Raw genomic sequence first — 25,021 nt, 5'->3', positions numbered from 1 at the left:
ATACTCTCAGGATCTGGTCAGCGCTAACGTGACCGCGTTACGCAAAACCGGATTTTTGCAGTAGAGCCAAAGCGGATCGGATTGCTCGAGTTTGCGGGAAATTCGCCGTTTAAACTGGAATGTCCCGTAGTTGCCGAAGGGATCGATGCCCGACAGGTCGAAGGAGGTTAGCCCCTCCGAACAAGCGTATTCGAAAAGCGTCCAGATCGCGAGATAGCTTGCCTCGTTCGCACGCGCGAGTTCGTTGGAGGCGGCGACCAGACCGATCATGCGTTTCGCAGCCTGATGTGCAATGTAAAGGGAAGCCACTTCGCCATCGACATGTGCCTCGGCGATAACGTATCGATCGTCATCCCCGACGATCTTGCGAAACGCGCTCGTATTGAAACCCTTCTCGAAGTTCTTTCGAGTGGCGAGATCGTCATACATGGCGGCAAGCCGGTCTATGGCGGCGCGCCGCTCGCGCGCGCCGCGCACGATATCGCAACTGAGCTTTGGGTTCTTCAGCCCAAGTTTGACGTATCGCCGTGCAGTCTGATTGAGCTGAGCGCGCACGTCATCCAACCCCTTGGACAGATCCATCACTAGTGTGAAGTTCCTCCGGTTGAGGATCGGCGCAAACCCTGAGGCGAGGATCCCCATGACCGTTTCATCGGTGCGAAAGCCGTAGAAATTGATGCCAACGACCACGTTCCATCGCACATCGATCTGCTTGAGCATGACCTCCACGATCTTGGAGATCTTGCTGTAGGTCTCGCAATCGAAGAACAACGGTCCGCCCTGAATAAGCACCCGTCGAATTCCGCAGCGTTTCTGGGTTTGTGTCTGATACAGCGCGCGCGTTACGCCGGCCGCATCGACAACTCGAAACCTCTCGACGTTCCATCCCGAGCCGCGCTTATATTCACCCCACCCCCACGAAGTGTAGGCGCTGCGCAGCGGATGCCGGGCGAGCAAATCTTCCCAAACGTACTCATCGAGCACGCGCTCGGCGCGATATCCGTCCACTTCGGCTTCCACCGCAGGCTCAGAAAGAAGATCTTCAGCCCCGCGAAGTCTATTAAGCATTAGGGTCCCCAAAATTTCCGCCATTTAGCGCGTTAGCCTTGGCGAGACACCCACAGAGTAAAGGCGTTCGCATGCGGCTATGGCACAGCAAGAACCGGGCCTTAACTTGCGACCTAAGGATCGGCGTACCTAGAACAATCAGTGGCCTCACAAATACCCGTAGTTTCGGGGGATCTGGAGAAATTCGTCCAGCGCCGTAAACGTCGGGGCAGCTTGGCTAAGAGCTAACGACTACTTGCTGCCCCGATTTGGAACACAGCGAACGATCACGGGTGTTCCGCCACGAAGTTGAGATCGAAAAATCGCAAAGGCACTAGAGTGGCGGCCACCCAGATGTCCGGCTGCTAGGCTTGGAATACGGGTTCCGCGACGTGGCGCTGGATTTCGTAGATGCCGTGTATCGCCATAACGAGATAGGCTGCGAAGATGGCCAACGGCGCTGACATTTCACCCAAGAAGGATTGGGTCCCAAAGTAGGTGCTCATCGCGGCGATGCCTCCAAAGACCGACTGAAGCATGATCGCACGCGATTTGCGTACCGTATTGAGGTAGTGGCTGGTCAGCGAATGAATGATCATCGCCACGTGTGCCAGTGCAAACATGAAACCGAGGTCTGCCGGATATTCTTTGTTGGTAAGCCATGGATAGAGCGGCTGAGCGATAAGCCAAAGGGTCGTGGCAACGGCAACGGTGCCCAACAGAGCGCCAACGGCCAACAGCGGCACTAGTTTGCTGCGGTCGATGCCGGAGTCGTTTTCGAGTTGATAGATTGCGCGCGGCAAAAAGTAATTCAGAGACTGTTTGACGGGATTGAGTGTGCTGAAAGGCAGCTCTGCCGCGCGCAGGTGCCCCGTCGCGTTCAAGCCAAACCTTTGCGCGACGAGAAGCTGCACGGCGTCGATATGAAAAAAGGAGATGAGTACCGACGGCAGCAGATGCCGTGCATAGAAGAAGTGAGTATGCCACACCCAAGCCAGGCGGTTGAAAGTCGCGCGCCATCGCAGCAACACCATGAGTGCGCCACTTGCAGCTAAGCCTGTTACCCCGTGGACGAGAAGAAGCAGATAGACGTCGATATGTCCGCTCCAACCGAGGTAGGCGACGGCGCCGACGAGGACAATCTGCCGTGCAACCTCGATGAAAAACATGGCTTGGTGCTGATTGTTCGCGGTCGCCTGCAGCTTGATGTTCTCGACCGTGGTGAGTGCAAAGACGAAAATTGGGATGGCGAAAAAGCCAATCGTTTCTTTGACTGGCACGAAACCGAACGTCGCCGCGCTGAACAACAGCGAGACCACGGTAACGGTGATGAGGTTGAGACCATTGTAAGCGCATTCGTATACGCGCTTGATGCGGGCGAAACGCGGTACGCACAGATGGAACACAAGGCCCGTGATCGACGAGGTGAACGCTGCGCTGGAAGCGCCGATCACATAAAGCAGTCCCCACGTGCCAAATTCGGCAATGGGCAGAAACCGCAACAACAGCACCGACACGACGAGGTTGCCCGCAGAAGACAGCGCCTGCGCGCCTACCGAATAGCCGACAGCCTTGATCATCCGCTCGCTACGGCGGATCAGATCAAACAGGTTAATGCTGCGTACACGTGCGAACAATCGGTGCATGTCCCTGCATCTGGCCCAGATGAATCCGGAGCCATGAAGTGTGTCGAAATAGACAGCGATCAGACTGGCTGGCCCCCGTCAGGTCTTCTTAAGCAAGATCCGAACCATTCGATACAAATCGTTTCAGATTTGGTTTCTTGGAGCCGACCTCAGGGGAGCGAGGTCGAGCGCATCCCGATGCCACCCTTGAAACATGTAAGTGAAACTCAGAATGCTGTCCAAACGCATGCCTCTGCCCCAAGCTGTGGCCGCTAAGTCTTTGCCGCACAAATTAATTCTAGGTGTGCCGGTGGCCGTAACGACGATGTCGGAGGCGGTGGATACCATCGGCAGGTGGATCGCTGGAAGGGAAAGCCGCTACGTGTGCGCCAGTGATGTGCATAGCATCATGAGGGCCCAGGAAACCGCCTCGCATATGGAGGCGCTCAATGCTGCCGATATGGTCGTTCCCGATGGCATGCCGGTTGTCTGGGCCTCACGTCTCTATGGAGCAGCGAAAGCGCAGCGCGTGTGCGGTCCTGATCTTATGCTCGCTGTCTGCGAGCGTTCCTTAACCACCGGTTGGACGCACTATTTTTACGGCGGCGCGGAAGGTGTCGCGGAGGCGCTCGCCGAAAAGCTGAGAACGCGTTACCCAGGACTGAAAGTGGTCGGAACAGAATGCCCACCCTTCCGGCCTTTGACGGACGGCGAAACGCAAGCTGCCCTGCAACGTCTCAATGATGCCGCCCCTGATATCGTCTGGATCGGTTTGGGATGCCCCAAGCAGGAAGCCTGGATGCTGAAGCATCGTCCAGACCTTCCAGGCAAGACCCTCGTTGGCGTTGGTGCCGCCTTCGACTTTCATACGGATCGTGTAAAGCGCGCGCCCGTCTGGATGCAAAATTCCGGACTGGAGTGGGCGCATCGCCTAGCCAGTGAACCGCGTCGGTTGTGGCGGCGATATCTCCTTCAGGCTCCCCGTTTCGTATTTGCCAGTCTCCGCGAGTGGATCAGCGGCAGCGCCCGCGCTTGATGCTCAATCTTACCCGTAAGCGCGCGATGGCCGCCAAGAGAGCGCGAACGCAATCATAAGTGCGACCGGTATCTGATAGAACAGATAGATCATGACGTTATCGGTCATCATCAGCACAGCGGTGGCGAGTCCTAATCCAGCGGCTAATGCTGACGTGGCGAAGATTGCGGCCAAGCCAATGGTCAGCACGATCGAGCCGATCGATCCGTAGTCGACCAGGATTTTGAGCCAGTCATTGTGGGTGAGCGGCACACCGCCCGCCGTGACCTGAACCGTGATCGTATCGGCACTACCCGCGCCTGAGCCGAACAGAGACATCAGGATCGGACGGGCAGACATCTCATGATAGATCGCAGAAGAAATCTTGTAGCGGCCGGCCATGAACTCTTCGATGGGCACCGTAATGTGCGCGGCTCGAAATACTGTCTCCACAATCCAAACCAGATAAACGGACAACACATTCAATCCTGCAAATGCAAGCAATAAGATGACGAACCGTGCCTTTGGTCGGTTCAAACTCGGTGCTCTCAGTAAGAACCAGATCGTGAGAACGCCAACGAGCATTGCCGCAAGTCCAATGCGCTTTCCCCCGAGAAGGCACATGGCAAAAGCCAGCACGGTCTCAATCCGCGCGCCGATGGCGAAAAAGAAGATGACGTAGATCGCGCCAATCAGCCCTTCATTGCTGTCGAACGATTGAGACAGGGAGGCCGACCGTAGAAAGTGCAAGCTGAACCCGCCGTGGTCGATGGTGGCGTAGCGAAACGCAAAAAGCACCAGCGAGACATAGAAGATGAAGCGGATATGCTGTTCCCGCACGTAGGGAACAATCGCGTAGCAAACAAGCACACCGCTGATGATGATGTAATCCCGCAGGAAGAAATCCGACAGCCCGGGTGACACCATCCAACCGATGCCGCCAAGCGCCAAATAGAAGAGCAGCAGCGCGAGGATGTTAGGTTGCAATCTCGTGTTGTGAGAAACGAGCGGTGAGACGAGCAGAATCGCGGGAACGAGGTACATCACGTACCGCAGCGAAGTGAGCTGATCGACAGTCGAGATCCCAATATATCCGATCAGGTAGACGCCGATCAGCAAGCCGGTGAGAACCGGCTCGCTGCGGTGAACTGAGGTGGGATAGACGCTGGCCATCGAAGGTGTTCTTGGATCCAAAGTTTCGACGCGGACTTAGGCTGCCACGATCACGGCTCGCCCTTTTTCAACATGCCACTTATGCAAGGCCTGAAATGCGCTCCGAAGTTGGGGTTTGTCGGACTGACCTTCCCGGGCGACGACAACGATCTGCGAAGCCAGTGAAACGAGGCCCCGCAAGGACCGCTCGCGCATCAGGATGCCGCCGTCCAGAACGATGAGATCGAAGTCGTCTTCCGCGGCCACAATGACCTTACGAATTGCTTCCGGGTCCAATGCAACGCCCAGGCCTTGTGGTCGTTTGCCCAGAGCCAACACACTGACCGAGCCGATAGCGTTCGCGTTGATAGCCTTTCCAAGCGCCAGATCGCCCTCGGCTACCTCGATGAGCCCGTTCCGATCGGCGAGCTGAAGCCTTCGGCTGAGCAAGGCAGTATCAGGGTTGGCGTCGATGAGCAGGACGCGATCGCCATCCTCTGCGGCAGCGACAGCCAGATTAGCCGCGAACGCGGATTTCGTAAGACCGGCGTCTTTATCCGCATCTGCGGACGTAACGAGTACAGCAGCACCACGATGTGGCCCGATGGCAAATCGGATCTCGCTCGCAAAATCGCGCAAGCGCGAAGCCGCATCCGGGCCTCCGTCATCGTCATTGGTTGAAGCCGTTTGACCATCCTGCGGAAACACTCCGGCTGCGTTGGGTAATGGCGCAACGGTCCAGCCGTCCGATAAGGTTGCGAGCTGCGTGTCGCTGCGCAGCTTCTTATCCGCAATATCGCGCCACAGCGCGGCACCGACGCCCAACCCAAGGCCGGTGAGAAGACCAGCTATGCCGACCAGTGCAAGCGGTAGCCCCTTGTGGCGGCGCGGCGGCACGGCTGGAGAGATGACCGTCACCATGGACGAGTCGACGCGCTGCTGTTCAGACAGCTCACGCGAGCGCAAGAGGAATGCGGAGTAGACTGAGCGACGTGCCTCGGCTTCCCGTTCCAACTCGCGCAACTTTACGAGACGATCATTAGTTTCTGACGAGATCTTTTTGGCCTCAGCCAACTTGATTTCCAGCTTGCGCTCGTTGCCCATGGCGCGATCAAGGTCAAGCTGCGCCGTCTGCTCGATACGTTTTAATTCGTCATCAAGCTGCCGCTTGGCGATAGCCACCTCTTGACTGACTTGCCGCATGGCCGGGTGCGACGGAAGCAGTTGGCTGCCGAGCGCGGCTTGGCGTTGACGGACCGTCGCATAGTGCTCTCTCAGTCGCCGGATATTCTCTGAGCTTAGAGCTTCTAATGTTGCGTCCGGTCCGAGGCCCGCAGATGCGAGAGAGCGGATTTGCTCAAGCCGGGATCGGGCGCGCAGCGTTTCCGCACGCGCGTTTCCTAATTGTGTATTGAGCTCACTGAGCTGCTGTTCGGTAACGAGCTGACCGGAAGCGGTGAAAATGTCGTACGCGCGTTTGAAGTCTTCGACTTTGCTTTCGGCAACTTCCACATCATTGCGCAATTCATCGAGCCGCCCGACGAGGGATTGCCCAGCCCGTGCCGTCGCGGTCGCCCGCGTGCTAAGACGAGTCGTGAGGTATTCCTCGGTGATCCAATTGGCGATATCGGCCGACTTTTGCGGGCTCTTGGTCGCGATGCCGATATCGACGGTGTAGCTGGTTGGTTCCCGCATGGCGAAGATCGATTCACGCAGGCTCTGCAGCGTAATCAGTTCCGCAGGTGGATTGCGAGCCTCCATACCGAGAGCAGATTCGACGCCAGCACGAACGGTGGCGATGCTATCGGTGATGAAGGACAATGGCCCCCCATCCGTCCCATTGAATTCAGGGTCGTCAACCAAATTGTGCTTGGCAATGACTTTGGATAAGACACTGTCAGAACTGAGAAAATGAACCTCGCTTTCAACGAGCGCAGACCCCTGTTCTACCGTAGCCGGACCAGGCGTAACACCTTTATCAATGACGTCGAGGCCCCGCGGGTCGATGAGCATCCGCGTCGAGGCTTCATAATATTTAGGAAGAGCCAACGCTATGGCGGTGACGACGACGGCTGTGCCGATCGTCGTCATCCCAATCATGCGCCAATGCCGTTTTGCAAGACCGACGAACTCGCGTGGGTCGAGCTTCATAAAAGACTCTGCCGGTCCCGCAGCGTTTACATTCGACGGTCTATGTCCCGCTTGAGGGTCGCGGACGACGACATCCCAGATCCGTGTCTCATTCTGACGCATTTGCTCACCAAGAGTGCCGCTGCTGCCATCCCAATGATGGCGGCACTTGGCAACGGCCCAGCCGCTCACAGTTGTTCTGCTACGCGATTGTCAGATCTGATGAAGCAATCACCGTGCCAGCAAATGCACGGAATTCTGGAACACATGAGGCTGTTCAACTCCAAGTGGAGACGTCATTTCAATGACAGCACAAAATATGAGCAAATTAACGTAAGTTTCTAAAGTGAAAATAGAAAAACGGAATGTCGCAATTGATCAAATTCCGTAACGTGTTATTCAGCACTGTGTGTGTGGCCCTCGAACTTGACAAGACAATCGCGAACCGCTGCTGAAAATCAGCACGCGGGGAGTTGGCGCGATGTTTGCGTGTTGGTCGTTCAGGTGTTGCACCGCAGTGTTAGCGTAGCGGGAATTACAGATGAACATTCACGCTTCTGTGAACCAGGAAGGCTTTGAAAGCACTCCTGATACAGACGATTGTGCAGAGCCACGCAGCGGCCTCTCCGGGCTGGCTGTCGGTACGCTAGCCTGCGCGGTTGAGATCCTCGCGATCCTCGCGACGTCGATCACAACCGACCTCATCTATCACAGCACGGTTTACGGGACGTGGGGCAGACAGCTGGACGCAACCGCCGTCGGGCTCTTCATAGCGCTTATCGTCACGCTGCCATTCATCTTTCGCGGAGATTACCGGCTACACGCATTAATTGAAGGTGCTCGCCGTCCGAAGGATGTTTTTCTCACCTGGAACTACGCTTTCATTTCGCTCGTTGTGCTTTGTTTTCTCACGAAAACAACGACGATCTATTCCCGCGGCTGGTTGATCCTGTTCTACTTAACGGGATTAATGGTTTTGCCGATGGTGACGAGCTTCACGTCGTACGCAGTGCGTCAGGCTATCCGCCAGGGACGCGTTGGGCGCAGGCGTTTGATGTTAATTGGCGAGGACGAGCCGATACGAGCCTTTATGCGCCAGATTAACGGCAGCGGGACCAGCGTCTCCATTACGTCATGTGTGAATATCGACAACTGCATATCCGGAGATCAGGATCTTGCCGCGACGCTGACGCAAGCTATCCGTACCGCGCGTGAGCGTGCCATAGAGGATGTGATTATCTTGGTCGATTGGACGCGTATCGAACTTGTCGATCGCATTTCCGAGCGGTTTATCGAACTTCCTGTTGCCGTGCAGCTTGCAGCGCCGGCACCGATGGCGCGTCTTCTCCGGTCACGCTCGATGCACTACGGCCGGGCGGCAACCTTTGCTTTGTCCAATCCTCCGCTTCAGCCCTATCAGGCGTTACTCAAGCGAAGCTTCGATGTCGTGGTGGCAGGATTGGCATTGATCCTGTTGCTCCCAGTTTTCGCGATCATCGCGCTCGCGATAAAGCGGGATTCACCCGGCCCCGTTTTTTTTCGGCAGCATCGTCGCGGCTACAATCACAAGGAATTCCTGATCTGGAAATTCCGTACCATGACAGCGTTGGATGACGGCGACACCGTCGTCCAGGCGCAACGCAACGACAGCCGCGTCACGCGGATCGGACGGTATCTGCGCAAGTTGAACCTGGATGAGCTGCCCCAGCTGATCAATGTGCTGCTCGGCGACATGTCTCTGGTCGGGCCACGTCCCCATGCTGTGGCTCACGACCGCCATTTTGAAGAGCGCATTCAACGGTACGGGCAGCGCCTAAATGTTAAACCCGGCATCACCGGATGGGCTCAGGTGAATGGGTTCAGGGGGCTGACGGAGACGGAGAACGACATGAAAAATCGTGTCGTTCATGACCTCTACTATATCGAGAATTGGTCGATCGCGTTTGACGTGTACATTCTCGTTCGGACCGTTATATCCCCGCGGGCTTACCGGAACGCATTCTAGGGCAGCGCCCCGTCCGGCCCTTAAAGTGCGGCAATCCCATAACTTTCTTGGGATAGGCACGAGATCTATCTCGCGGCCCCTTGAAAATACATTCAAAGAAACGAATATAAATAGCGCTTGGCGTTGCTGATGTCGAACCGATCACCGGGCCGAGCGGTTATGCTGACAGACGATTGAAGGCTGTCAGATGATAAAGGGGCTTTGATAGTAATGACGGAATTTACGCCCGTTTCGGCCTTGATAGGCGGAACCCTAATTGGCCTAGGCGCAACGATGCTCATGTGGTTTCTCGGACGTATCGCCGGCATTTCCGGCATCGTGTCGGGAGCGGCGTTTCCTCAATCGTTTTCGGACTGGTCGTGGCGCGCCGCCTTTCTGATCGGGATGATTGTCGCGCCGTCGCTTTATGCGGTTTTCATGGGACATCTCCCGGACGTCACGCTGTCGTCAGATCTGCTCAAGACCGTGGTGGCGGGACTCATCGTTGGCGTGGGCGTTACCTTCGGCGCCGGTTGTGCGAGCGGCCATGGCGTCTGCGGGATCGCACGGGTCTCACCGCGTTCGATCGTCGCCACGGCAACGTTCATGGCCGTAGCTCTCGTCACGGTTTTCGTCACCCGGCATGTTGTGGGAGCCTAAGCCATGCCAATCATCGCTGCTCTGTTCGCCGGTGTAATTTTCGGCCTGGGAATCACGGTTTCGGGGATGATCAATCCAGCCAAGGTTTTGAACTTCTTCGACGTCGCAGGGACTTGGGATCCCAGCTTGGCACTCGTTATGGCGGCTGCGCTGATCACTACGGCTATTGGCTACCGGCTCGTGTTCGCGCGCGGAACTCCCCTGGTGGAGCCTCGGTTCCTCGTCCCAACCCGGAAAGATGTTGACGCCCAACTGCTCCTTGGATCGGCAATCTACGGGCTCGGATGGGGACTGATCGGCTACTGCCCAGGTGGTGTAGTTCCTGCCCTGGGCCTGGGACGCATCGAACCATTCGTCTTTGTCGCGGCGCTCGTAGGCGGAATGGGGCTTGCCCGGCTGTTGAGCCGTTTACGCACCACATCGCAACCGGCGTAAAGGCCTGAACCACGTTTGCGCGTGGACTAGAGGGAATATATTCTATTCCTGCGACAGATTTTGAAAAATCAGACCGCCAATCGGTGTCGAAACAATAAAACTGAAAGGGAAGGCCAACAGATGTCTAAGGATTATCCAGTTGATTTGTCGGTCCGACCGGAGGTGAAGGGCTTCTTTGATGAAGCCACCAACACGATCAGCTATGTCGTGAAGGACCCCACCTCCAATGCTTGCGCCATCATAGATTCAGTGATGGACATCGACTACGCGGCGGGGCGCTTGTCGCATCAGTCCGCCGATGAGATTATTGCTTACGTGAAGGAGCACAACCTCAAGGTTGAGTGGCTAATCGAAACGCATGTCCATGCCGATCACCTGTCGGCGGCACCTTATCTGCAGCAGGAACTCGGCGGCAAAATCGGGATCGGTGAGAAGATCACCGTCGTGCAGGACGTTTTCGGGAAGGTCTTTAACGAGGGCACCGAGTTCCAGCGTGACGGCAGCCAATTCGACAGGTTGTTCACTGATGGTGACACTTACAAAATCGGATCCATGACGGCGTTCGCCATGCATACCCCTGGCCATACCCCGGCATGTATGACGCATGTCATCGGCGATGCTGCTTTCGTGGGCGACACGCTCTTCATGCCGGATGGAGGCACCGCGCGCGCTGACTTCCCCGGTGGCGACGCACGCGAACTCTATCGTTCGATTAAGAAGGTTCTGGCGCTCCCGCCGGAAATGCGCCTGTTCATGTGCCATGATTACGGGCCGAACGGCCGGGAAATCCGCTGGGAAACGACAGTCGCAGCCGAACGCCGAGACAACGTCCATGTGCGCGATGGCGTGACGGAGGACGAGTTCATAAAGATGCGGACCGAGCGGGACGCGACCCTCTCGATGCCGAAGCTCATTATCCCATCTATCCAGGTCAATATGCGCGGCGGCAATCTCCCCGAGGCCGATGAGACAGGGAAGCGCTTCCTGAAGGTGCCGCTAAATGGTCTTTGATCGCGGAAGCGATCTTTAAGAAAGACTAGGATCAATGCCCACCGCGTCTCGGCGTGGTGGGCATAAAATTATAGGGACACGGCCTGAGAGCTCCGGCGATTGCCAACCTCCGTGACAGCGCGCCGCTGGCGTGCCAATGTCCCGCGTTTGCTAGAGAGAGTCGGGGATGAAGAAGGACATATGTCGGCATGAGCAAGGCGATAGCCGGCCCGGAAATCGAACGCATGATCCAGCTTCTGAGCCGATTGCCTGGGTTAGGTCCGCGATCGGCGCGTAAGGCGGCGCTATCTCTGCTCAAGCGACGTGAAGATTTGCTCATGCCGCTCGCCGATGCGCTCAGCGCCGCTGTTGACCGCATCACCCATTGCTCCGAGTGTGGAAACGTCGACACGGTTTCCCCATGCAGCCTGTGCCGTGACGGACGTCGTGATCGATCAGTCGTAGTCGTCGTCGAAGAGGTCGGAGATCTGTGGGCGCTGGAACGGGCCGCGGCAATTAACGGCGTTTATCATGTTTTGGGCGGGCATCTGTCGCCCTTGGATGGTGTCGGTCCCGACAATCTGAATATTCCTCGCTTGCTGGAACGGGCCTCGTCGGGCGAAGTGAAAGAGGTGATCCTTGCCCTCAACGCTACAGTGGAGGGCCAATCCACCATGCACTACATAAAAGAAAGATTGGCGCCAACCAATGTCGCCGTCTCTGAAATTCAGAAGGGCGTCCCGATCGGCGGCGAACTCGACTATCTCGATGACGGCACGCTGGCCGCCGCTATTAAATCTCGTCGCCGCATCTAACGAAAATTCGTCGCCTGACGAGCAGGGCTAGCCGCTTGGTAGCCAACCCTGCCGCCGGGCTTAAAATAAAGAAACGGTTCGAGGGAATGGAGTCCATAACGCCTGAGGTGGCCCGTCATCCGCGGGTGCCGCCCCGCCGTGTCGCGGTGGAGCCACCCAAGTTCGTTAGCGGCTCCCTCTTGCGCCACATCCTAGTCATGACAGGCGCTGGAGCACTTGGGCTTGTCGCAATTTTCGTCGGCGACCTCGCAAACATTTATTTTCTCAGCCTGCTCAACGATCAGGCCATCGTGGCTGCGATCGGCTATGGCAGCTCAATCGTAGCGCTCACGATCTCTATCGGTCTCGGCTTGCTCATTGCAACGATGTCACTCGTGTCGCCCGCGATAGGCGCAGGACGCTACGTGCGTGCGCGTCGCGTTGCGGCGAGTGCCCACTGTTGGACCTTTATTGTCGCGACCATCCTTGCCGTTATCATCTGGTTTTTGATCCCCACCTTACTGACGCTTCTGGGGGCGACCGGCCGAACTCACGAACTGGCAACAAGATACCTGGAAATCCTCGTGCCCGCATTGCCGCCGCTGGCCGTCGCGATGGCATCGACGGCCGTCCTCAGGTCAGTCGGCGATGCGCGGCGTTCGATGAATGTGACGCTCTACGGTGCGGTGGCCAACGTCATCCTTGACCCTGTTTTGATCTTCGGCTTCGGTCTCGGAATCGAGGGAGCGGCCATCGCCAGCGTTATTGCGCGCCTCGTGATGCTCTGTATTGGCCTTTACGGGGTGATCCGCGTTCACCGCTTGATGAGCCGGCCACGCTGGCGCGCAATGGTATCGGATGCACGTCCCTTGGCCATGATCGCCGTCCCAGCCCTCGCCACAAATATCGCAACGCCCTTCGCCAACGCCTACGTGACGGCCGCGATGTCGGGGTTTGGGGATGGCGCAGTCGCGGGCTGGGCCATTATTGGGCGCATCATGCCAGTCGCATTCGGCGCAATCTTCGCGTTGTCCGGCAACGTAGGGCCCATCATCGGACAAAATTTCGGAGCGAAAAAACCAGACCGGATGCGCCAGACCTTGACGTTGGCATTATGCGTCGCGGCGGCCTTCACGACATTTTCCTGGATTGTGCTCGCGATCCTGGCGCCATTCATCGTGCAGGCATTCAAAGCCGAGGGGCAGGCCGCCGAACTCATTTTGATATTTTGCTACTATCTGGCGCCGCTCTTCTTCTTCCTCGGCACCTTGTTTGTGTCCAACGCCATACACAATACGCTCGGGCGGCCCCAAGTTTCGACGGCGCTAAATTGGGGCCGTGCCACGATCGGGACCATTCCATTGGTCTGGATCGGTGGCGAGATCGCTGGGGCCTACGGGGTGCTGGCTGGCAACTTGGGTGGGGGGATCGTGTTCGGCTGCATCGGGGTAATCTTGTCTTACCGGCTCATCGATCACATTACGCAAGCGCCGGTATCGGGGACCTTTAAACTCGCCCGCGCGCCTCGAAGTTGGTGGATTCGCCACAGAATTCGGCGCCGAATGGATGAATGATGCCTTCCGGCAACGCTGTCGGCTCGTGTCCTGCCCTTGCGATGATATCAAAGTGTGGATATCGGAGTGTGGTTTCGTTACTGACAGGGGAATTCCGTTACGGAATTTGAATACATGTGCACCGGGCTTTCCATGTATTTATAACGGGCATCTAAAGGGCTGAATCATGCCTGTAATGGATAGCTGGATACGACCGCGCGAGGGGCGCGACGGGGTGGAGAGGGGAGAAATTGGCGGACAAGGGTAACGAGGACGCGCGCACAGCTCACGTGCGCAAGTGGCTCATTGAACTGCCACGCTCTGCAAAGCGGGTGGTTCTTGTCTTGAGCGACTTCCTGCTGTTGACCGCCGTCCTCTGGACCGCGATGTCGGTCCGCTACCAGACATTTTACGTTCCCGATGATTGGCTGACAGCGGCGTTGTTCTTCTTGGGGCCAGCCATCACGATAGGCACCTTTGGGTCCTTCGGGCTTTACAGGCTTGTGACGCGCTTCATCGGCTATCGTGGCATGCTGCGCATTTTCTTGTGTGCAGCCCTGTCGATGCTGATTTGGGCAATGGCTGTATTTATGCTCGGACAGCACGGCATCCCACGCACGGTTATCCTGGTTTATGGCGTGTTGGGAGCGCTTGCGGTAAGTGCGAGCCGCCAGATTGCGGGTCTGTTCCTGCAAAGCATTGGCATTACCATTCCAAAATTGCCAATTGATATGGATCGCAAGCTCGTGCTCATCTATGGCGCGGGCCAAATGGGCGTCGAGCTGCTGTCTGCGCTGCGCCGCAGGGTTTACGACCGCGAGCCCGTCGGTTTCATCGACGACGAGCCGTCCATGTGGGGTCAGTACGTCGGTGGGCTCAAAGTCTATCGGCCGGAGAAGGTGGGCTTCTTCATTGAACGCCGCGACATCAAGGAAGTGCTGTTGGCAATTCCTGAATCGCAGCGCGGCATGCGCCGACAGATTGTCCAGAAGCTGGAAAACTACCCCGTTGTGGTCAAGATCGTGCCTGCGATCGATGAGATAGCGTCTGGCAAAGTCGGCATTACGGATGTCCGCCCTCTGGAGGTCGAAGATCTCTTAGGCCGTGAACCCGTACCACCGGATGCTCAATTGTTGACGCGCGTCATTCGCGACAAATCAATTCTGGTAACGGGGGCTGGTGGGTCGGTCGGGTCGGAATTGGTCCGGCAAATTCTCGAGCAGTCGCCGGAGCGCTTGGTGCTCATGGATATTTCGGAACCGGCCCTCTACGAGATTGAGCTCGAAATTCGAGAGACGATCGCAGCTAACCCGGGTCAATACGAGGATACAGAACTGGTCGCGGTGCTGGGCTCCGTGCTCGATGAACGGCTCGTTCGCCACACGATATCAAGCTACGATATCCAGACAATCTACCATGCAGCGGCCTATAAGCACGTGCCTATCGTGGAGCAAAATATTGTTGCTGGGATCAGCAACAACACGTTCGGATGCGCCGTTATGGCTGATGCCGCACGGGATTTGGGCGTTGAACGCTTCGTGCTGATCTCGACCGATAAGGCGGTTCGTCCGACGAATGTTATGGGAGCTACCAAGCGCCTTGCTGAGCTTGTCCTGCAGGCGCATGCCATGGACGAGGACGTCAACACCGTCTTTACGATGGTTCGCTTCGGAAATGTGCTCGACAGTTCTGGATCGGTCGTTCGCAGGTTCCGGCAACAGATCAAGCAGGGCGGACCGCTGACGGTGACCCACCCCGATGTCATCCGCTATTTCATGTCGATCAGAGAAGCGGCCGAACTGGTCATCCAGGCAGGGTCCATGGCGACGGGCGGGGAAGTCTTCGTTCTGGATATGGGAGACCCCGTCAAGATCGACGACCTTGCACGCCTTATGATCCGCCTCGCGGGTCTCGATCCGAGGAGTAGCGAAAACCCTGGTGGCGATATCGAGATCGTCTACACCGGCCTGCGCCCGGGCGAGAAACTCTACGAAGAACTCTTGCTCGGCGCCAATACGACCGGGACGGAACATCCTCGCATTATGCGTTCCGGAGAGCCCTGGTTGCCATCGAACGAGCTCTGGCATGAGCTGGATGGTTTGAAGGAATCCATGAAGACGCGGGATCTCGATGCCATCCGCGCAGTGTTGATGCGCACGGTAGAAGGATATCAGCCCGGGCCCGTGCTTCCCCCTGAAGCCGATCAGGACGGCGAGGAGAAGGCCTGGCCGCCTTTGTCTCGTATGCTGCATTGAGGCGGGCTCAAATGAGCCGTCTATAGCGTCGTCGATAAGCTCTTGGATTTCGACAACACCATGCCGCCGCGTATTCTGATTACCGGAGCTACAGGTTTCATTGGACGCTTTCTGACCGAAAGCCTTCTGGCTAATGGCTTCGAAGTCCGCGCCGCTGCGCGTGACGTATCTCAGATCTCGGCCCGTCCAGACTTGGACATCGTTTCGTTGCCCGACATGTCGGAGCCGCACGATTGGCACGCCCTGTTGGGCGGCGTGACCCACGTGGTCCATCTCGCAGGCATCGCCCATGCGACCAGTACAATTCCCGAAAGCCAGTATATGGCTGTGAATTGTGAGGCCACGCGCGCCCTCGCGATTGCTGCCCGCGAGGCAGACCTGAACCGGGTCGTGCTCATGTCCTCTGTGCGCGCGCAATCCGGCCCTTCCGCGGAAGGTGTCCTGACGGAAAGATCGCCTCCTCATCCAACAGATGCGTACGGCCGCTCCAAGCTCGCCGCAGAACAAGCACTTGCTGAAGAGCTGGCCGATAGCCGGACGGATTGGGTGGCACTCAGGCCAGTGGTCGTCTATGGCCCAGGCGTGAAAGGGAACATGGCCGCGCTCGTCCGGCTCGCCCGCCTTCCGATCCCGTTGCCGTTGAAGACCGTCGCCGGACGCCGCTCGCTCCTCCACATAGATAGCCTCATGACCGCAGTCCGGCATGTGCTGACCAGTCCGCAGGCCAGCCGGCGAGTTTTCCTGGTCGCGGACGAAGAACCGGCCACCGTGCCTGAGATCCTGGCGGCTTTGCGTAGCGGCCTCAGCCGCAGCCCCGGATTGGTCCCGATCCCAGCGGGAATCCTCGCGAGTCTGGCCCGGCTGGCTGGGCGTACAGGCCAATGGCAGCGGCTTAACGCGGACCTTGTCGTCGATGCAGCCCAATTGCAGGGCATCGGCTGGCATCCCTGCCACGATACAGCAAAGGCATTAGCCAGCTGCCTAAACGCAGAATGAAAAGAGCACACTATGGGGTGTACGCAGCGTTTCGGGACCCTACATGTCTATGGCTCGTGTACGATGCGGCCGCGCACGAGTGCGCCTCGAAAGTAATAGCCGCGTTTGTGCGGACCTGCGCTGGGAGATGCGAATGCGTAACGGCTACGCTGTCGGCGTTGTTATTCCGGCGCTCAACGAAGAAGCGGCCGTTAGTAAAGTCATTGCCGCTATTCCCAGCTGGGTCGACGCCATTGTCGTCTCGGACAACGGATCACGAGATCGAACGGCCTATGTTGCCCGTGCTGCCGGAGCCCGCGTCATAAGAGAACCGCAACCTGGCTACGGTGCGGCTTGTCTTGCCGGGATTGGTGCCTTGCCTCCGTGTGACATCATCGTTTTCCTCGACGGTGACTATTCCGATCACCCTGAAGATATGCCGAGCTTGGTTGATCCAATAATCGCGGATGAAGGAGAACTCGTCATCGGGTCGCGTACGCTCGGGCGTAGGGAGCTAGGAGCCCTGACGCCTCAGCAAATTTTCGGTAATTGGCTGGCGACGTGGTTGATCAGACTAATCTGGGGGGCACGATTTACCGATATTGGACCATTTCGCGCGATTAAGCGTTCGGTCTTGGAGAGACTGGCCATGGCGGATCGCGACTACGGTTGGACCGTCGAAATGCAGGTTAAAGCGGCACAGCTAGGTTTGCGCACGCTAGAAGCGCCAGTCCGATATCGCCGCCGCATCGGGATATCGAAGATCTCCGGAACGCTTGTGGGATCAGTGAGAGCGGGTGTCAAAATCCTGAGTTTGATAGGCCGTGAGGCTTTGGCACGCCCTCGCCAGCCATGCCCCGAGCGCCCATTGCAATAGCCACGTGTCGCGCCCTATACATCTCAAGATAACGGACCGCGACATTGTCCCCTCAGTGTGCCGATTGACCAAGCATCGGCGAATGCGTATTTCAAATTACTATGGCAAAGTTGGAAATTATAAAAATTCCGGATCCGATACTGCGCGTGGTCTCTGAACCTATTACGCAGGTCGATGATGCTACGCGTCGCCTCGCCGACGATATGCTGGAAACTATGTACGCCGCCCCCGGAATCGGTTTGGCCGCTATCCAGGTCGCCGTGCCCAAGCGGCTTGTGGTGGTTGATGTCGGAGACGAAGACGCACCCGCGCCGCTTTGCCTGATCAACCCTAAGATTGTCCATTTCGGCGACACTCCAAACGTACATGAGGAAGGCTGCCTATCAATCCCGGATGTGCATGTGGAGATCGAACGACCGGGTTCCCTGACGCTCCAGTACATCGATCGGGATGGAAGAGAGCAGGAGCTTGAAGCTGAGGGATTGCTGGCGACGGCGATCCAGCATGAACTCGATCATCTTGATGGCAAATTGATCATCGACTACCTGTCGCGGCTGAAGAGGGACATAATCGTTCGCCGTTTCCGCAAGCAGCAGCGTAGCGTGACGACCTCGTAAGCGCTCGGACCGCCGTCGCAAGGCGAGTTCGTGGGCAATCGAACAGACATCGAAGTGGGGACAGCAAGGTGCGCATCATCTTTATGGGCACGCCCGATTTTGCCGTGCCAACGTTGTCGGAAATTCTGACGGCAGGGCACGACGTTGTGGCTGCTTATTCGCAGCCTCCGAGACCTGCTGGTCGCGGGATGCATGAGCGGCCATCGCCGGTACACGCCTTTGCCGCAGGCCGGGACATTCCGGTCCTGACGCCGCTAAGCCTGCGTGATGACGCAGCGTTAAGCACGTTCCAGGACTTCAAAGCAGATGCCGCCATCGTCGTCGCTTATGGCCTTCTGCTGCCGGGTGCAATTCTGTCTGCCCCATGCCACGGCTGTTTCAACCTGCACGCCTCCGCGTTACCGCGCTGGCGCGGAGCAGCGCCGATTCAGCGGGCCATTATGGCTGGCGACAGAGAAACCGCCGTCGCCATCATGCACATGGAGGAAGGTCTCGATACCGGACCAGTATGCATGAGCGCACCGGTGACGATCGGCGATGAAATGACAGCGGGCGAACTGCACGACGTGCTTGCTGAACGCGGCGCGGATCTGATGGTCCGCGCACTGGCGGCGCTCCAGCGTGGGGAGTTGAGCGAGGCGCCTCAGTCCAACGACGGAATTACCTACGCGGCAAAGATCGACAAGGCTGAATCGCGGCTCGATTTCGCCCGTTCTGCGATTGAGATACACAATCAGATCAGAGGGCTATCCCCCTTTCCGGGAGCTTGGTTCGAGGTCGAGCGCGAAGGCCGGCGCGAACGTGTGAAAGCGTTGCGTTCGCGCTTGGTCAGCCAGAACGGCGCTCCGGGCGAGGTACTTGGTCCAGGCCTCACGATTGGCTGCGGTGACGGCGCGGTGGAGATGCTGGAGGTTCAGCGGGCGGGTAAGCGCCCTTGCTCCGCATCGGAGTTCTTGCGCGGCTTCAGTCTGCCGCCCGGCACGCGCCTCCCGTAACGTGTATTAAGCATGCCCCGCGAAGCTCTGGCAAATGCATGCCGCTTGTAGTTTAGTGAGCAATAACAGGCGCATTGCTAGGGAGAATTGATGTGTCGAGTAAATTTGCGATTGCCGCGCTCGTGGCTGCATCTGCGTTGATCGCACCCGTAGCGTTGGCGCAGCAATCTCATACGACCCGCATCGAACCGCGTGCTTACTATGGTGCCGTCGTTACCAAGGAAGCTGGCGTTCGCGTATTCCGGCCGCTGCCGCCTGATCGGCACGTCATCATCAACCCGGGTGGGAGAACGCCGCTCGCGCTCGGTGTCGGGGAAACGAATGTGTACGACTATCCCGGCTTTTACAACGATCCCCGCCGTAGCAGCGACTACTAAGAACACGCGTCTTTTATGACGAGGGTTGAGCAACCGCGGTCGACGCGATAGGGATTGCGCCCCTTCCCGTTATACGGCCCGACCTGAATGCCCCGATACCGCATTACGATAGAATACGACGGCACGCCGTTTGTCGGCTGGCAGACGCAGGCCGTGGGCAAGACTGTGCAGTCGAGCCTGCAAACCGCAATAGCATCCTTCTGCGGCGAAACCGTCAGCATCCGTGGGGCTGGCCGCACGGATTCCGGCGTGCATGCTCTGGGGCAAGTTGCGCACTTTGACCTTGCGCGTGAACAAGATCCTTACCGCATCCGCGAAGCGCTCAATCACTTGCTTCGGCCAAATCCAATCGCAGTCTTGGAATGTGTAGAGGTCGGTCCTGAATTTGATGCACGGTTTAGCGCCACCGCGCGTCACTATCTCTACCGAATATTGGACCGTCGGGCTCCACCGGCACTCGACCGCAACCGGGTTTGGTGGTTACCCGTCGGGCTGGATGCGGAAGCTATGCATAACGCTGCCCAGTGCCTCGTTGGCCACCACGATTTCACGACCTTTCGCGCCTCCGCCTGCCAGGCAGCGTCACCTGTTAAAACGTTGGATCGGCTGTGCGTTTCGCGTGTGGGGGAGGAAGTGCACATAACGGCGTCTGCGCGTTCATTCCTGCACAATCAGGTGCGCTCGCTCGTGGGCACGCTGAAGCTTGTCGGAGCCGGCCGCTGGACGCGCGCCGATGTCGCCGAAGCGTTGGCCGCACGCCGCCGCGCGGCATGCGGACCGGTAGCGCCGCCCACGGGGCTCTACCTCGTGGGCGTGGACTACGATAAGCCGGAGGCAATGCCCGGCTCAGTCGACCATTGAAAGAAATTCCTGCCGGGTCTTGGGATCGTCGCGGAATACACCGAGCATTCGGCTTGTGACGAGGTCCGTGCCGGGCTTGTGGATGCCGCGCGTTGTCATGCAATGATGCTCGGCCTTGATGACAACACCCACACCTTGCGGTTCCAGAACGGTCTGGATCGCATTGGCGATCTGCGCCGTCATTTTCTCCTGGATCTGGAGGCGCTTCGCATAGACGTCGACAATCCGTGCGAGTTTTGAAATCCCGACGACGCGACCGTTGGGAATGTAACCAACCCAGGCATGACCGATAATCGGCGCCATGTGGTGCTCACAATGGCTTTCAAAACGGATGCCGCGCAGAGCGATCATCTCGTCGTAGCCTTCAATTTCCTCGAAGGTCTTTTGGAGGATGGCCTCCGGGTCTTCTGCGTACCCCCGGAAATACTCCTCGAACGCACGCACAACGCGCGATGGCGTTTCTATGAGGCCATCGCGTTCCGGATTTTCTCCCGTCCAACGCAGAATCGTACGGATAGCGTCTTCAGCTTCACGACGATCAGGGCGCTCAGCCGCCGGTAGCGGCTGTGAATCTGAGGCATTCTTTTTCAATTGCGAAGGGGCTTTCGTTGACTAATGAGCGGGCGTCTTTGCCACACCAATAAAAACTTCACCGCGCTCAGCAGCACGGCTCGCATAGGTGACCGAAATAAAGTGCACATAGCGATATTTGGAGGCCAGATAATAGCGGATCGGCGCGCCGCGGCAAGTCACGTATAGAGCCCGTTGTCGCAGAGCCAGTCACGTGCTTAATGACGCGGGGCGCTCGCATACGGGCAACAACTGAGGGTGAAAGCACATGCATTCAAGCGAAAGCGATGCCGTCCGCGGCCCCTTTGCGAACCGCTTACCCAGTGCGGCTTTGGGGACTGTCATTCTCGTCGCCGTCATCGTTTCACTCGTCAGTGCCCGCACGCTTCCTTTTCTGCTCGGCATCGTTTTTATCGCATTGCTCACGTCTGCCGCTTTGTCTGGGCATTTGCGTTATGGCTTGCCACGTTGCGACGTCCTGACCGGTGCTTTGAGTGCGTTTGCGCTATGGGCCGCTGCCACGGCGTTTTGGGCTGAGTCCCCCACTCTCGTATTGGCAAAGTCCGGCCTCACTCTCTTCATACTGCTGGCAACGCTTGTCATGTATCGGCTGATCCGGCGCGAAGGCACAATGAACGCGCTTCACCTTGCGGACGGGGTCTGGATGGGGTTGTCGATCGGGCTAACATATTTCTTGATCGAACTCTTAAGTGACCAGTCCATAAAGATGTGGATTTACAATACGATCGGCTTGGGGCCGGAGTCGATCAAACCTCTCCGTCATTTCAAGTGGGAGGACGGCCGCATTATCGCGATTTCGCCGGTCGATCTAACCCGCAACACCGCGCCCATTTCACTGCTTATGTGGCCGGCGGCGGTCACGGCGTTTGCCACCGCGCCACGCAGCCTGCGCACGCCTATAAGCCTGGGCCTTCTTGTTCTGGCAATTGTCGTGATCTTCCTGTCGACGCATGAGACATCGAAGTTGGCGGTGGTGATCGGCCTGTTTGGCTACGCGTTTGCACGCATATCTCACACATGGACGTACCGTTTGATGGCTGTAGGGTGGGTGGCTTGCTGTCTGCTCGTCCTGCCGGCTGCGATGCTCGCGCACAAGGCCGATCTTCACAACGCATCTTGGCTGCAGCGTTCGGCTCAACACCGCATCATCATATGGAACCACACCGCTGAGCAGGTGCTGCAACACGATCCGCTGATCGGCATCGGCACCAACATGACCTACATTCTCGGCCCGCGCATGCGCGCGACGACGAACAATGCCGAAGGGGAAAAGATCGAGCGCACGTTATCGCGCCATGCCCACAATGTATTTCTGCAGACTTGGTTTGAATTGGGGGCTGTCGGCGCTGCGCTGTTGGCGGTTGCCGGTGTGGCGGTTTTGGGTGCGGTTCGTTCAATCGACCGTAGGGTACGCGCGCCTGCATTCGCGATGTTTGCGAGCGCATCGGTCATGGGGTTGGCGAGCTACGGTATGTGGCAGGTTTGGTTTATGGCGATGTTCGCCTTTTCTGTCGTTATGTTCGCCATCGCCCACCGTATAGTCTGTGGTCCAGATATAGAGACAACTCCGGGAGGTTCTACTCGGTTGTGACCAAAGACATGTTCTGCTCAGTGAGCACAGAACATCTTGCCTCCTCATTCCAAGACTAGAAAAAACACATGCGATTCGTTCCGCGTCACGCGCCATTTCTGGAACACGAGGAGGAGTCCCCAATGAAGATCTTGTGGGCCATGCGCACACTGCTCATCGCGATAATTGCCTTTGTGAGCTTGCCCTCAGCAAGCTACGCAGACAGCGGAACCGTTAGACTGACGATCTACAAGGCAGGATGGATTATCGGCGGCTCCGGCGGGAGTGGCACTCTCAATTTTCACGGGAGGCGCTACGCGCTGTCGGTCGGCGGTCTGGACTACGGGCTAGTGTTCGGCGGCTCAAAGACGGTACTGCGCGGCAGGGTAAGAAACATTGATCGCCCGTCAGACATTGCTGGTGTCTACGGCGCCGCAGGAGCGGGCCTTGCGGTCGGACATGGCGCGCGCGCGATTGTGTTGACCAACCAGAAAGGCGCTGTGCTGGAACTGACCGGACGGCAGGTTGGATTGCTAGTGAACGCAGACCTGAGCGGATTAGCAATCACGCTGGATTAGGGCTGCTCTACTCTAGATTCTAGCTCAAAACATTGGAGAAGCTTCCGCAGCGTCCCTAGCCAGAACCTTCCCTCGGTGGATACCTGCCAAGAGGTTCTTGATCCGCACCTCAGATGAATTATCTTGCCACTGATAGTTTTATGCGTTTGGTGGGGGGTGGGTCGTGTTTGAATTGGTTCTCAAGACTTTTTTGGAGCTAATTACAAAGGTCGCGGACGCTTTATTTCTCGATGTCTATTTAGGGGCCGGAGTTCTTTATTGGATTAAGGCGGTCACCATCGTTGTCGGCCTCTGTGGTGCATTATTTTATGCATACTATTGGGGTAAGAAAGCGATCCGTGAAAAGATCCACCAAGTGCTCGTTGATCCCGAGGCGTTCTGGAGCAAGGGCACATCTCGGAACGCGCATAAGAAATATGCCGATCGTCTCAAGAATACGATTCCGATAATCGCCATTGCGAACTACAAGGGTGGCGTTGGTAAGTCGATGATTGCCGCCAATCTGGCCGCATATTTCGACAAGTCCGGATATCGCGTTCTCCTGATTGATTTCGATTATCAAGGGTCGCTCACGGATATCGTGCCCTATGCTGATCCCAATCAACTGACCTTTTCGGCACACGAGATACTGAGAGGCGAGAAGCCCCCAGCGGAGATCACCAAGCCTCACAGTCTGGGTCGGTCATTTCAGACAAGCGCCATTCATCCTGCTGAAGCAAATCTCAGTCGTATAGACAGTAGCTTGGTCTATCAGTGGCTGACCGGAGCAAGGAAGGACGATATCCGGTTCAATACGCAGGCCTATCTTGCAAGCGACGAAATTCAAAATACTTACGATATCATCATCATTGATACGCCACCTCGCATCTGCGCAGCTACCGCCAACGCGCTTTGTGCTGCGACGCATGTCCTGATGCCGACCATCCTCGATACCGTATCCAGCCGAGCGGTGTTTCGTTCCGTGGAGATGTTTTTAGATTTCCGCGACAAGCTAGGCCTGGGCTTCAAGATGCTGGGCGTTCTTCCTTCGAAAGTTGCCCAACGCAGCGGTTATAATGATCGCGAAAGCAAGGCTTTATCCTATCTTCAGGACGAGCTTCATTGGAATTACAAAAGCCGGGTCAATCACTTCTACGGCAATGTCGAACCCGTTGTCGTTCTCGATCACCTGCCGATCATGCATAAGGTGGCCCTTCTTCACATCGAGGGCGACGATCTCGCAATTTTTGAGCCGAACCCTAGTTCGAACAATGCCGTAATACATGAGATGTTCTCACGCCTCGGCGACTACATCCTTAGAAGTGTTGGGATGCCCGTCGAAACTGAACCGGAGATCCTTAGCGATGCAGGTTTCAGAACTACGCAAACTGTTGTTGAGCTTCGCCAAAACACTGAAAGAAGCACAGGCTAACAAGACAACAGTATCTGAGATCGAAAAACTCATCGAAGGTCTCGGTCCAGTGGACGACCTCTCGATTACACAGCTTGTCAAACTTCTTGAAAAGCGTGATGGGCCCGCAAAGAAAGCTGGGACTGCGAAGCAGATAGACGAAGATGTCGTATCACGTTACGTAGATATGCTTGCGAAGAGCCACAATGATCCATCCCGCTTTGACCTAGTTTTTGATGAACTACAGACTGATAAACAAGTCAGGCTACCGGAGATCGACGCAATTGCTCGGCAATTTGTAGGCGGTACGAGAGCTTACAAGAAGAGAGCCGATGCCTTGAAGGACATTCGGTTGAGATTTGACGCAGGCCTCGCCGCCCAGAGGCGACGCGAAGCGTCATCTGGGATATTCTGAGCATAACGTATTCTCATTGCGTCCTTGATCATTCTGTCGCGGCCCACATCAAGAAGGCATTGAGACCGGCCCTTCAAAGAAGACCGCTGCAAATGCTTGCGGTCTTTCGGGCCCTGTGGCAGTAGTGTGCCCCTC

23 protein-coding genes are annotated in these 25,021 nt (G+C 57.1%); 18 read left to right on the top strand and 5 right to left on the bottom strand.

From position 1 onward, the window contains the following. Positions 1 to 6 precede the first annotated feature (6 nt). Together BLS30_RS01510 and BLS30_RS01505 are read right to left on the bottom strand one after the other, a co-directional pair. Entirely contained in the window at positions 7 to 1,068 is a 1,062-nt protein-coding gene (locus BLS30_RS01510) for a lipid II:glycine glycyltransferase FemX (protein WP_170832386.1), read from the bottom strand. 344 nt (positions 1,069 to 1,412) lie between these two features. Beyond that, the gene (locus BLS30_RS01505) at positions 1,413 to 2,693 is read right to left on the bottom strand and encodes a lipopolysaccharide biosynthesis protein (protein WP_046478048.1); all 1,281 of its coding nucleotides are present in this window, start codon (positions 2,691 to 2,693) and stop codon (positions 1,413 to 1,415) included. A gap of 211 nt (positions 2,694 to 2,904) precedes the next feature. On the opposite strand from BLS30_RS01505, the gene BLS30_RS01500 reads away from it, so the two are divergent. Then, the gene (locus tag BLS30_RS01500) at positions 2,905 to 3,708 is read left to right on the top strand and encodes a WecB/TagA/CpsF family glycosyltransferase (protein WP_210183982.1); all 804 of its coding nucleotides are present in this window, start codon (positions 2,905 to 2,907) and stop codon (positions 3,706 to 3,708) included. Positions 3,709 to 3,717: 9 nt separating this feature from the next. Here the strand turns inward: BLS30_RS01500 and BLS30_RS01495 are convergent, their stop codons facing one another. Together BLS30_RS01495 and BLS30_RS01490 are read right to left on the bottom strand one after the other, a co-directional pair. Continuing rightward, positions 3,718 to 4,860 carry a hypothetical protein gene (locus tag BLS30_RS01495; RefSeq protein WP_046478049.1) on the bottom strand — a complete coding sequence of 381 codons (1,143 nt, stop codon included), beginning with the start codon at positions 4,858 to 4,860 and terminating at the stop codon, positions 3,718 to 3,720. 36 nt (positions 4,861 to 4,896) lie between these two features. Then, positions 4,897 to 7,161 (bottom strand): GumC family protein, encoded by a 2,265-nt coding sequence (locus BLS30_RS01490; RefSeq protein WP_090226112.1) that lies wholly within the window; start codon positions 7,159 to 7,161, stop codon positions 4,897 to 4,899. Between the two features lie 349 nt (positions 7,162 to 7,510). On the opposite strand from BLS30_RS01490, the gene BLS30_RS01485 reads away from it, so the two are divergent. The 13 genes from BLS30_RS01485 to truA all read left to right on the top strand — a co-directional run bounded on the left by BLS30_RS01485 (position 7,511) and on the right by truA (position 20,342). Continuing rightward, entirely contained in the window at positions 7,511 to 8,974 is a 1,464-nt protein-coding gene (locus BLS30_RS01485; protein WP_090226109.1) for an undecaprenyl-phosphate glucose phosphotransferase, read from the top strand. Positions 8,975 to 9,184: 210 nt separating this feature from the next. Beyond that, a complete protein-coding gene (locus BLS30_RS01480; protein WP_090226105.1) occupies positions 9,185 to 9,613 on the top strand; it encodes a YeeE/YedE family protein in 429 nt (142 codons plus the stop codon). A 3-nt stretch (positions 9,614 to 9,616) separates the two neighbouring features. Next, positions 9,617 to 10,048 carry a DUF6691 family protein gene (locus BLS30_RS01475; RefSeq protein ID WP_090226102.1) on the top strand — a complete coding sequence of 144 codons (432 nt, stop codon included), beginning with the start codon at positions 9,617 to 9,619 and terminating at the stop codon, positions 10,046 to 10,048. Between the two features lie 120 nt (positions 10,049 to 10,168). Further along, entirely contained in the window at positions 10,169 to 11,059 is an 891-nt protein-coding gene (locus BLS30_RS01470) for an MBL fold metallo-hydrolase (protein ID WP_046478053.1), read from the top strand. 188 nt (positions 11,060 to 11,247) lie between these two features. Beyond that, positions 11,248 to 11,853 (top strand): recombination mediator RecR, encoded by a 606-nt coding sequence (gene recR / locus BLS30_RS01465; protein WP_046478054.1) that lies wholly within the window; start codon positions 11,248 to 11,250, stop codon positions 11,851 to 11,853. A gap of 86 nt (positions 11,854 to 11,939) precedes the next feature. Next, on the top strand, positions 11,940 to 13,406 hold the full coding sequence (locus tag BLS30_RS01460; protein WP_076605304.1) for an MATE family efflux transporter: 1,467 nt from the start codon (positions 11,940 to 11,942) through the stop codon (positions 13,404 to 13,406). 230 nt (positions 13,407 to 13,636) lie between these two features. Next, positions 13,637 to 15,640, top strand: a complete 2,004-nt coding sequence (locus tag BLS30_RS01455; protein WP_090226100.1) for a polysaccharide biosynthesis protein — start codon at positions 13,637 to 13,639, stop codon at positions 15,638 to 15,640. Positions 15,641 to 15,682: 42 nt separating this feature from the next. Further along, the gene (locus tag BLS30_RS01450; protein ID WP_244466797.1) at positions 15,683 to 16,636 is read left to right on the top strand and encodes an NAD-dependent epimerase/dehydratase family protein; all 954 of its coding nucleotides are present in this window, start codon (positions 15,683 to 15,685) and stop codon (positions 16,634 to 16,636) included. 133 nt (positions 16,637 to 16,769) lie between these two features. Beyond that, positions 16,770 to 17,492, top strand: a complete 723-nt coding sequence (locus tag BLS30_RS01445) for a glycosyltransferase family 2 protein (protein ID WP_090226097.1) — start codon at positions 16,770 to 16,772, stop codon at positions 17,490 to 17,492. A 101-nt stretch (positions 17,493 to 17,593) separates the two neighbouring features. Further along, complete coding sequence (gene def, locus BLS30_RS01440) at positions 17,594 to 18,109, top strand: peptide deformylase (protein WP_046478056.1); 516 nt, start codon at positions 17,594 to 17,596, stop codon at positions 18,107 to 18,109. A gap of 68 nt (positions 18,110 to 18,177) precedes the next feature. Continuing rightward, a complete protein-coding gene (gene fmt, locus BLS30_RS01435) occupies positions 18,178 to 19,104 on the top strand; it encodes a methionyl-tRNA formyltransferase (RefSeq protein ID WP_425284134.1) in 927 nt (308 codons plus the stop codon). 92 nt (positions 19,105 to 19,196) lie between these two features. Beyond that, positions 19,197 to 19,481: a hypothetical protein gene (locus tag BLS30_RS01430; protein ID WP_090226094.1), complete on the top strand. Its 285-nt coding sequence runs from the start codon at positions 19,197 to 19,199 to the stop codon at positions 19,479 to 19,481. 87 nt (positions 19,482 to 19,568) lie between these two features. Next, entirely contained in the window at positions 19,569 to 20,342 is a 774-nt protein-coding gene (gene truA, locus BLS30_RS01425) for a tRNA pseudouridine(38-40) synthase TruA (protein ID WP_046478058.1), read from the top strand. Here truA and folE read toward each other — a convergent pair. Beyond that, complete coding sequence (folE, locus tag BLS30_RS01420) at positions 20,328 to 20,933, bottom strand: GTP cyclohydrolase I FolE (protein ID WP_046478059.1); 606 nt, start codon at positions 20,931 to 20,933, stop codon at positions 20,328 to 20,330. The genes truA and folE overlap by 15 nt on opposite strands. A gap of 247 nt (positions 20,934 to 21,180) precedes the next feature. On the opposite strand from folE, the gene BLS30_RS01415 reads away from it, so the two are divergent. From BLS30_RS01415 to BLS30_RS01400, 4 genes are all read left to right on the top strand, one after another. Continuing rightward, positions 21,181 to 22,524: an O-antigen ligase family protein gene (locus BLS30_RS01415; protein WP_090226092.1), complete on the top strand. Its 1,344-nt coding sequence runs from the start codon at positions 21,181 to 21,183 to the stop codon at positions 22,522 to 22,524. Positions 22,525 to 22,646: 122 nt separating this feature from the next. Then, positions 22,647 to 23,081: a hypothetical protein gene (locus BLS30_RS01410; protein ID WP_046478060.1), complete on the top strand. Its 435-nt coding sequence runs from the start codon at positions 22,647 to 22,649 to the stop codon at positions 23,079 to 23,081. A gap of 163 nt (positions 23,082 to 23,244) precedes the next feature. Next, positions 23,245 to 24,492, top strand: coding sequence for a ParA family protein (locus tag BLS30_RS01405; RefSeq protein ID WP_090226090.1), 1,248 nt, complete (start codon positions 23,245 to 23,247; stop codon positions 24,490 to 24,492). Next, on the top strand, positions 24,425 to 24,886 hold the full coding sequence (locus tag BLS30_RS01400) for a hypothetical protein (protein WP_139165277.1): 462 nt from the start codon (positions 24,425 to 24,427) through the stop codon (positions 24,884 to 24,886). Before BLS30_RS01405 ends, BLS30_RS01400 begins: the two co-directional genes overlap by 68 nt. Positions 24,887 to 25,021: the final 135 nt, after the last annotated feature.

It is taken from the genome of Filomicrobium insigne, assembly GCF_900104305.1.
Lineage (GTDB): Bacteria > Pseudomonadota > Alphaproteobacteria > Rhizobiales > Hyphomicrobiaceae > Filomicrobium > Filomicrobium insigne.
The sequence above is the reverse complement of the archived record's forward strand: the minus strand, read 5'-3'. Positions and strand labels throughout refer to the sequence as shown.

Coding starts and splice junctions, on each gene's coding strand:
- BLS30_RS01510 (WP_170832386.1), bottom strand. CDS start 1,068: ATGCTTAATAGACTTCGCGGGGCTGAAGATCTTCTTTCTGAGCCTGCG.
- BLS30_RS01505 (WP_046478048.1), bottom strand. CDS start 2,693: ATGCACCGATTGTTCGCACGTGTACGCAGCATTAACCTGTTTGATCTG.
- BLS30_RS01500 (WP_210183982.1), top strand. CDS start 2,905: ATGCTGTCCAAACGCATGCCTCTGCCCCAAGCTGTGGCCGCTAAGTCT.
- BLS30_RS01495 (WP_046478049.1), bottom strand. CDS start 4,860: ATGGCCAGCGTCTATCCCACCTCAGTTCACCGCAGCGAGCCGGTTCTC.
- BLS30_RS01485 (WP_090226109.1), top strand. CDS start 7,511: ATGAACATTCACGCTTCTGTGAACCAGGAAGGCTTTGAAAGCACTCCT.
- BLS30_RS01480 (WP_090226105.1), top strand. CDS start 9,185: ATGACGGAATTTACGCCCGTTTCGGCCTTGATAGGCGGAACCCTAATT.
- BLS30_RS01475 (WP_090226102.1), top strand. CDS start 9,617: ATGCCAATCATCGCTGCTCTGTTCGCCGGTGTAATTTTCGGCCTGGGA.
- BLS30_RS01470 (WP_046478053.1), top strand. CDS start 10,169: ATGTCTAAGGATTATCCAGTTGATTTGTCGGTCCGACCGGAGGTGAAG.
- recR (WP_046478054.1), top strand. CDS start 11,248: ATGAGCAAGGCGATAGCCGGCCCGGAAATCGAACGCATGATCCAGCTT.
- BLS30_RS01460 (WP_076605304.1), top strand. CDS start 11,940: ATGGAGTCCATAACGCCTGAGGTGGCCCGTCATCCGCGGGTGCCGCCC.
- BLS30_RS01445 (WP_090226097.1), top strand. CDS start 16,770: ATGCGTAACGGCTACGCTGTCGGCGTTGTTATTCCGGCGCTCAACGAA.
- def (WP_046478056.1), top strand. CDS start 17,594: ATGGCAAAGTTGGAAATTATAAAAATTCCGGATCCGATACTGCGCGTG.
- truA (WP_046478058.1), top strand. CDS start 19,569: ATGCCCCGATACCGCATTACGATAGAATACGACGGCACGCCGTTTGTC.
- BLS30_RS01415 (WP_090226092.1), top strand. CDS start 21,181: ATGCATTCAAGCGAAAGCGATGCCGTCCGCGGCCCCTTTGCGAACCGC.
- BLS30_RS01410 (WP_046478060.1), top strand. CDS start 22,647: ATGAAGATCTTGTGGGCCATGCGCACACTGCTCATCGCGATAATTGCC.
- BLS30_RS01400 (WP_139165277.1), top strand. CDS start 24,425: ATGCAGGTTTCAGAACTACGCAAACTGTTGTTGAGCTTCGCCAAAACA.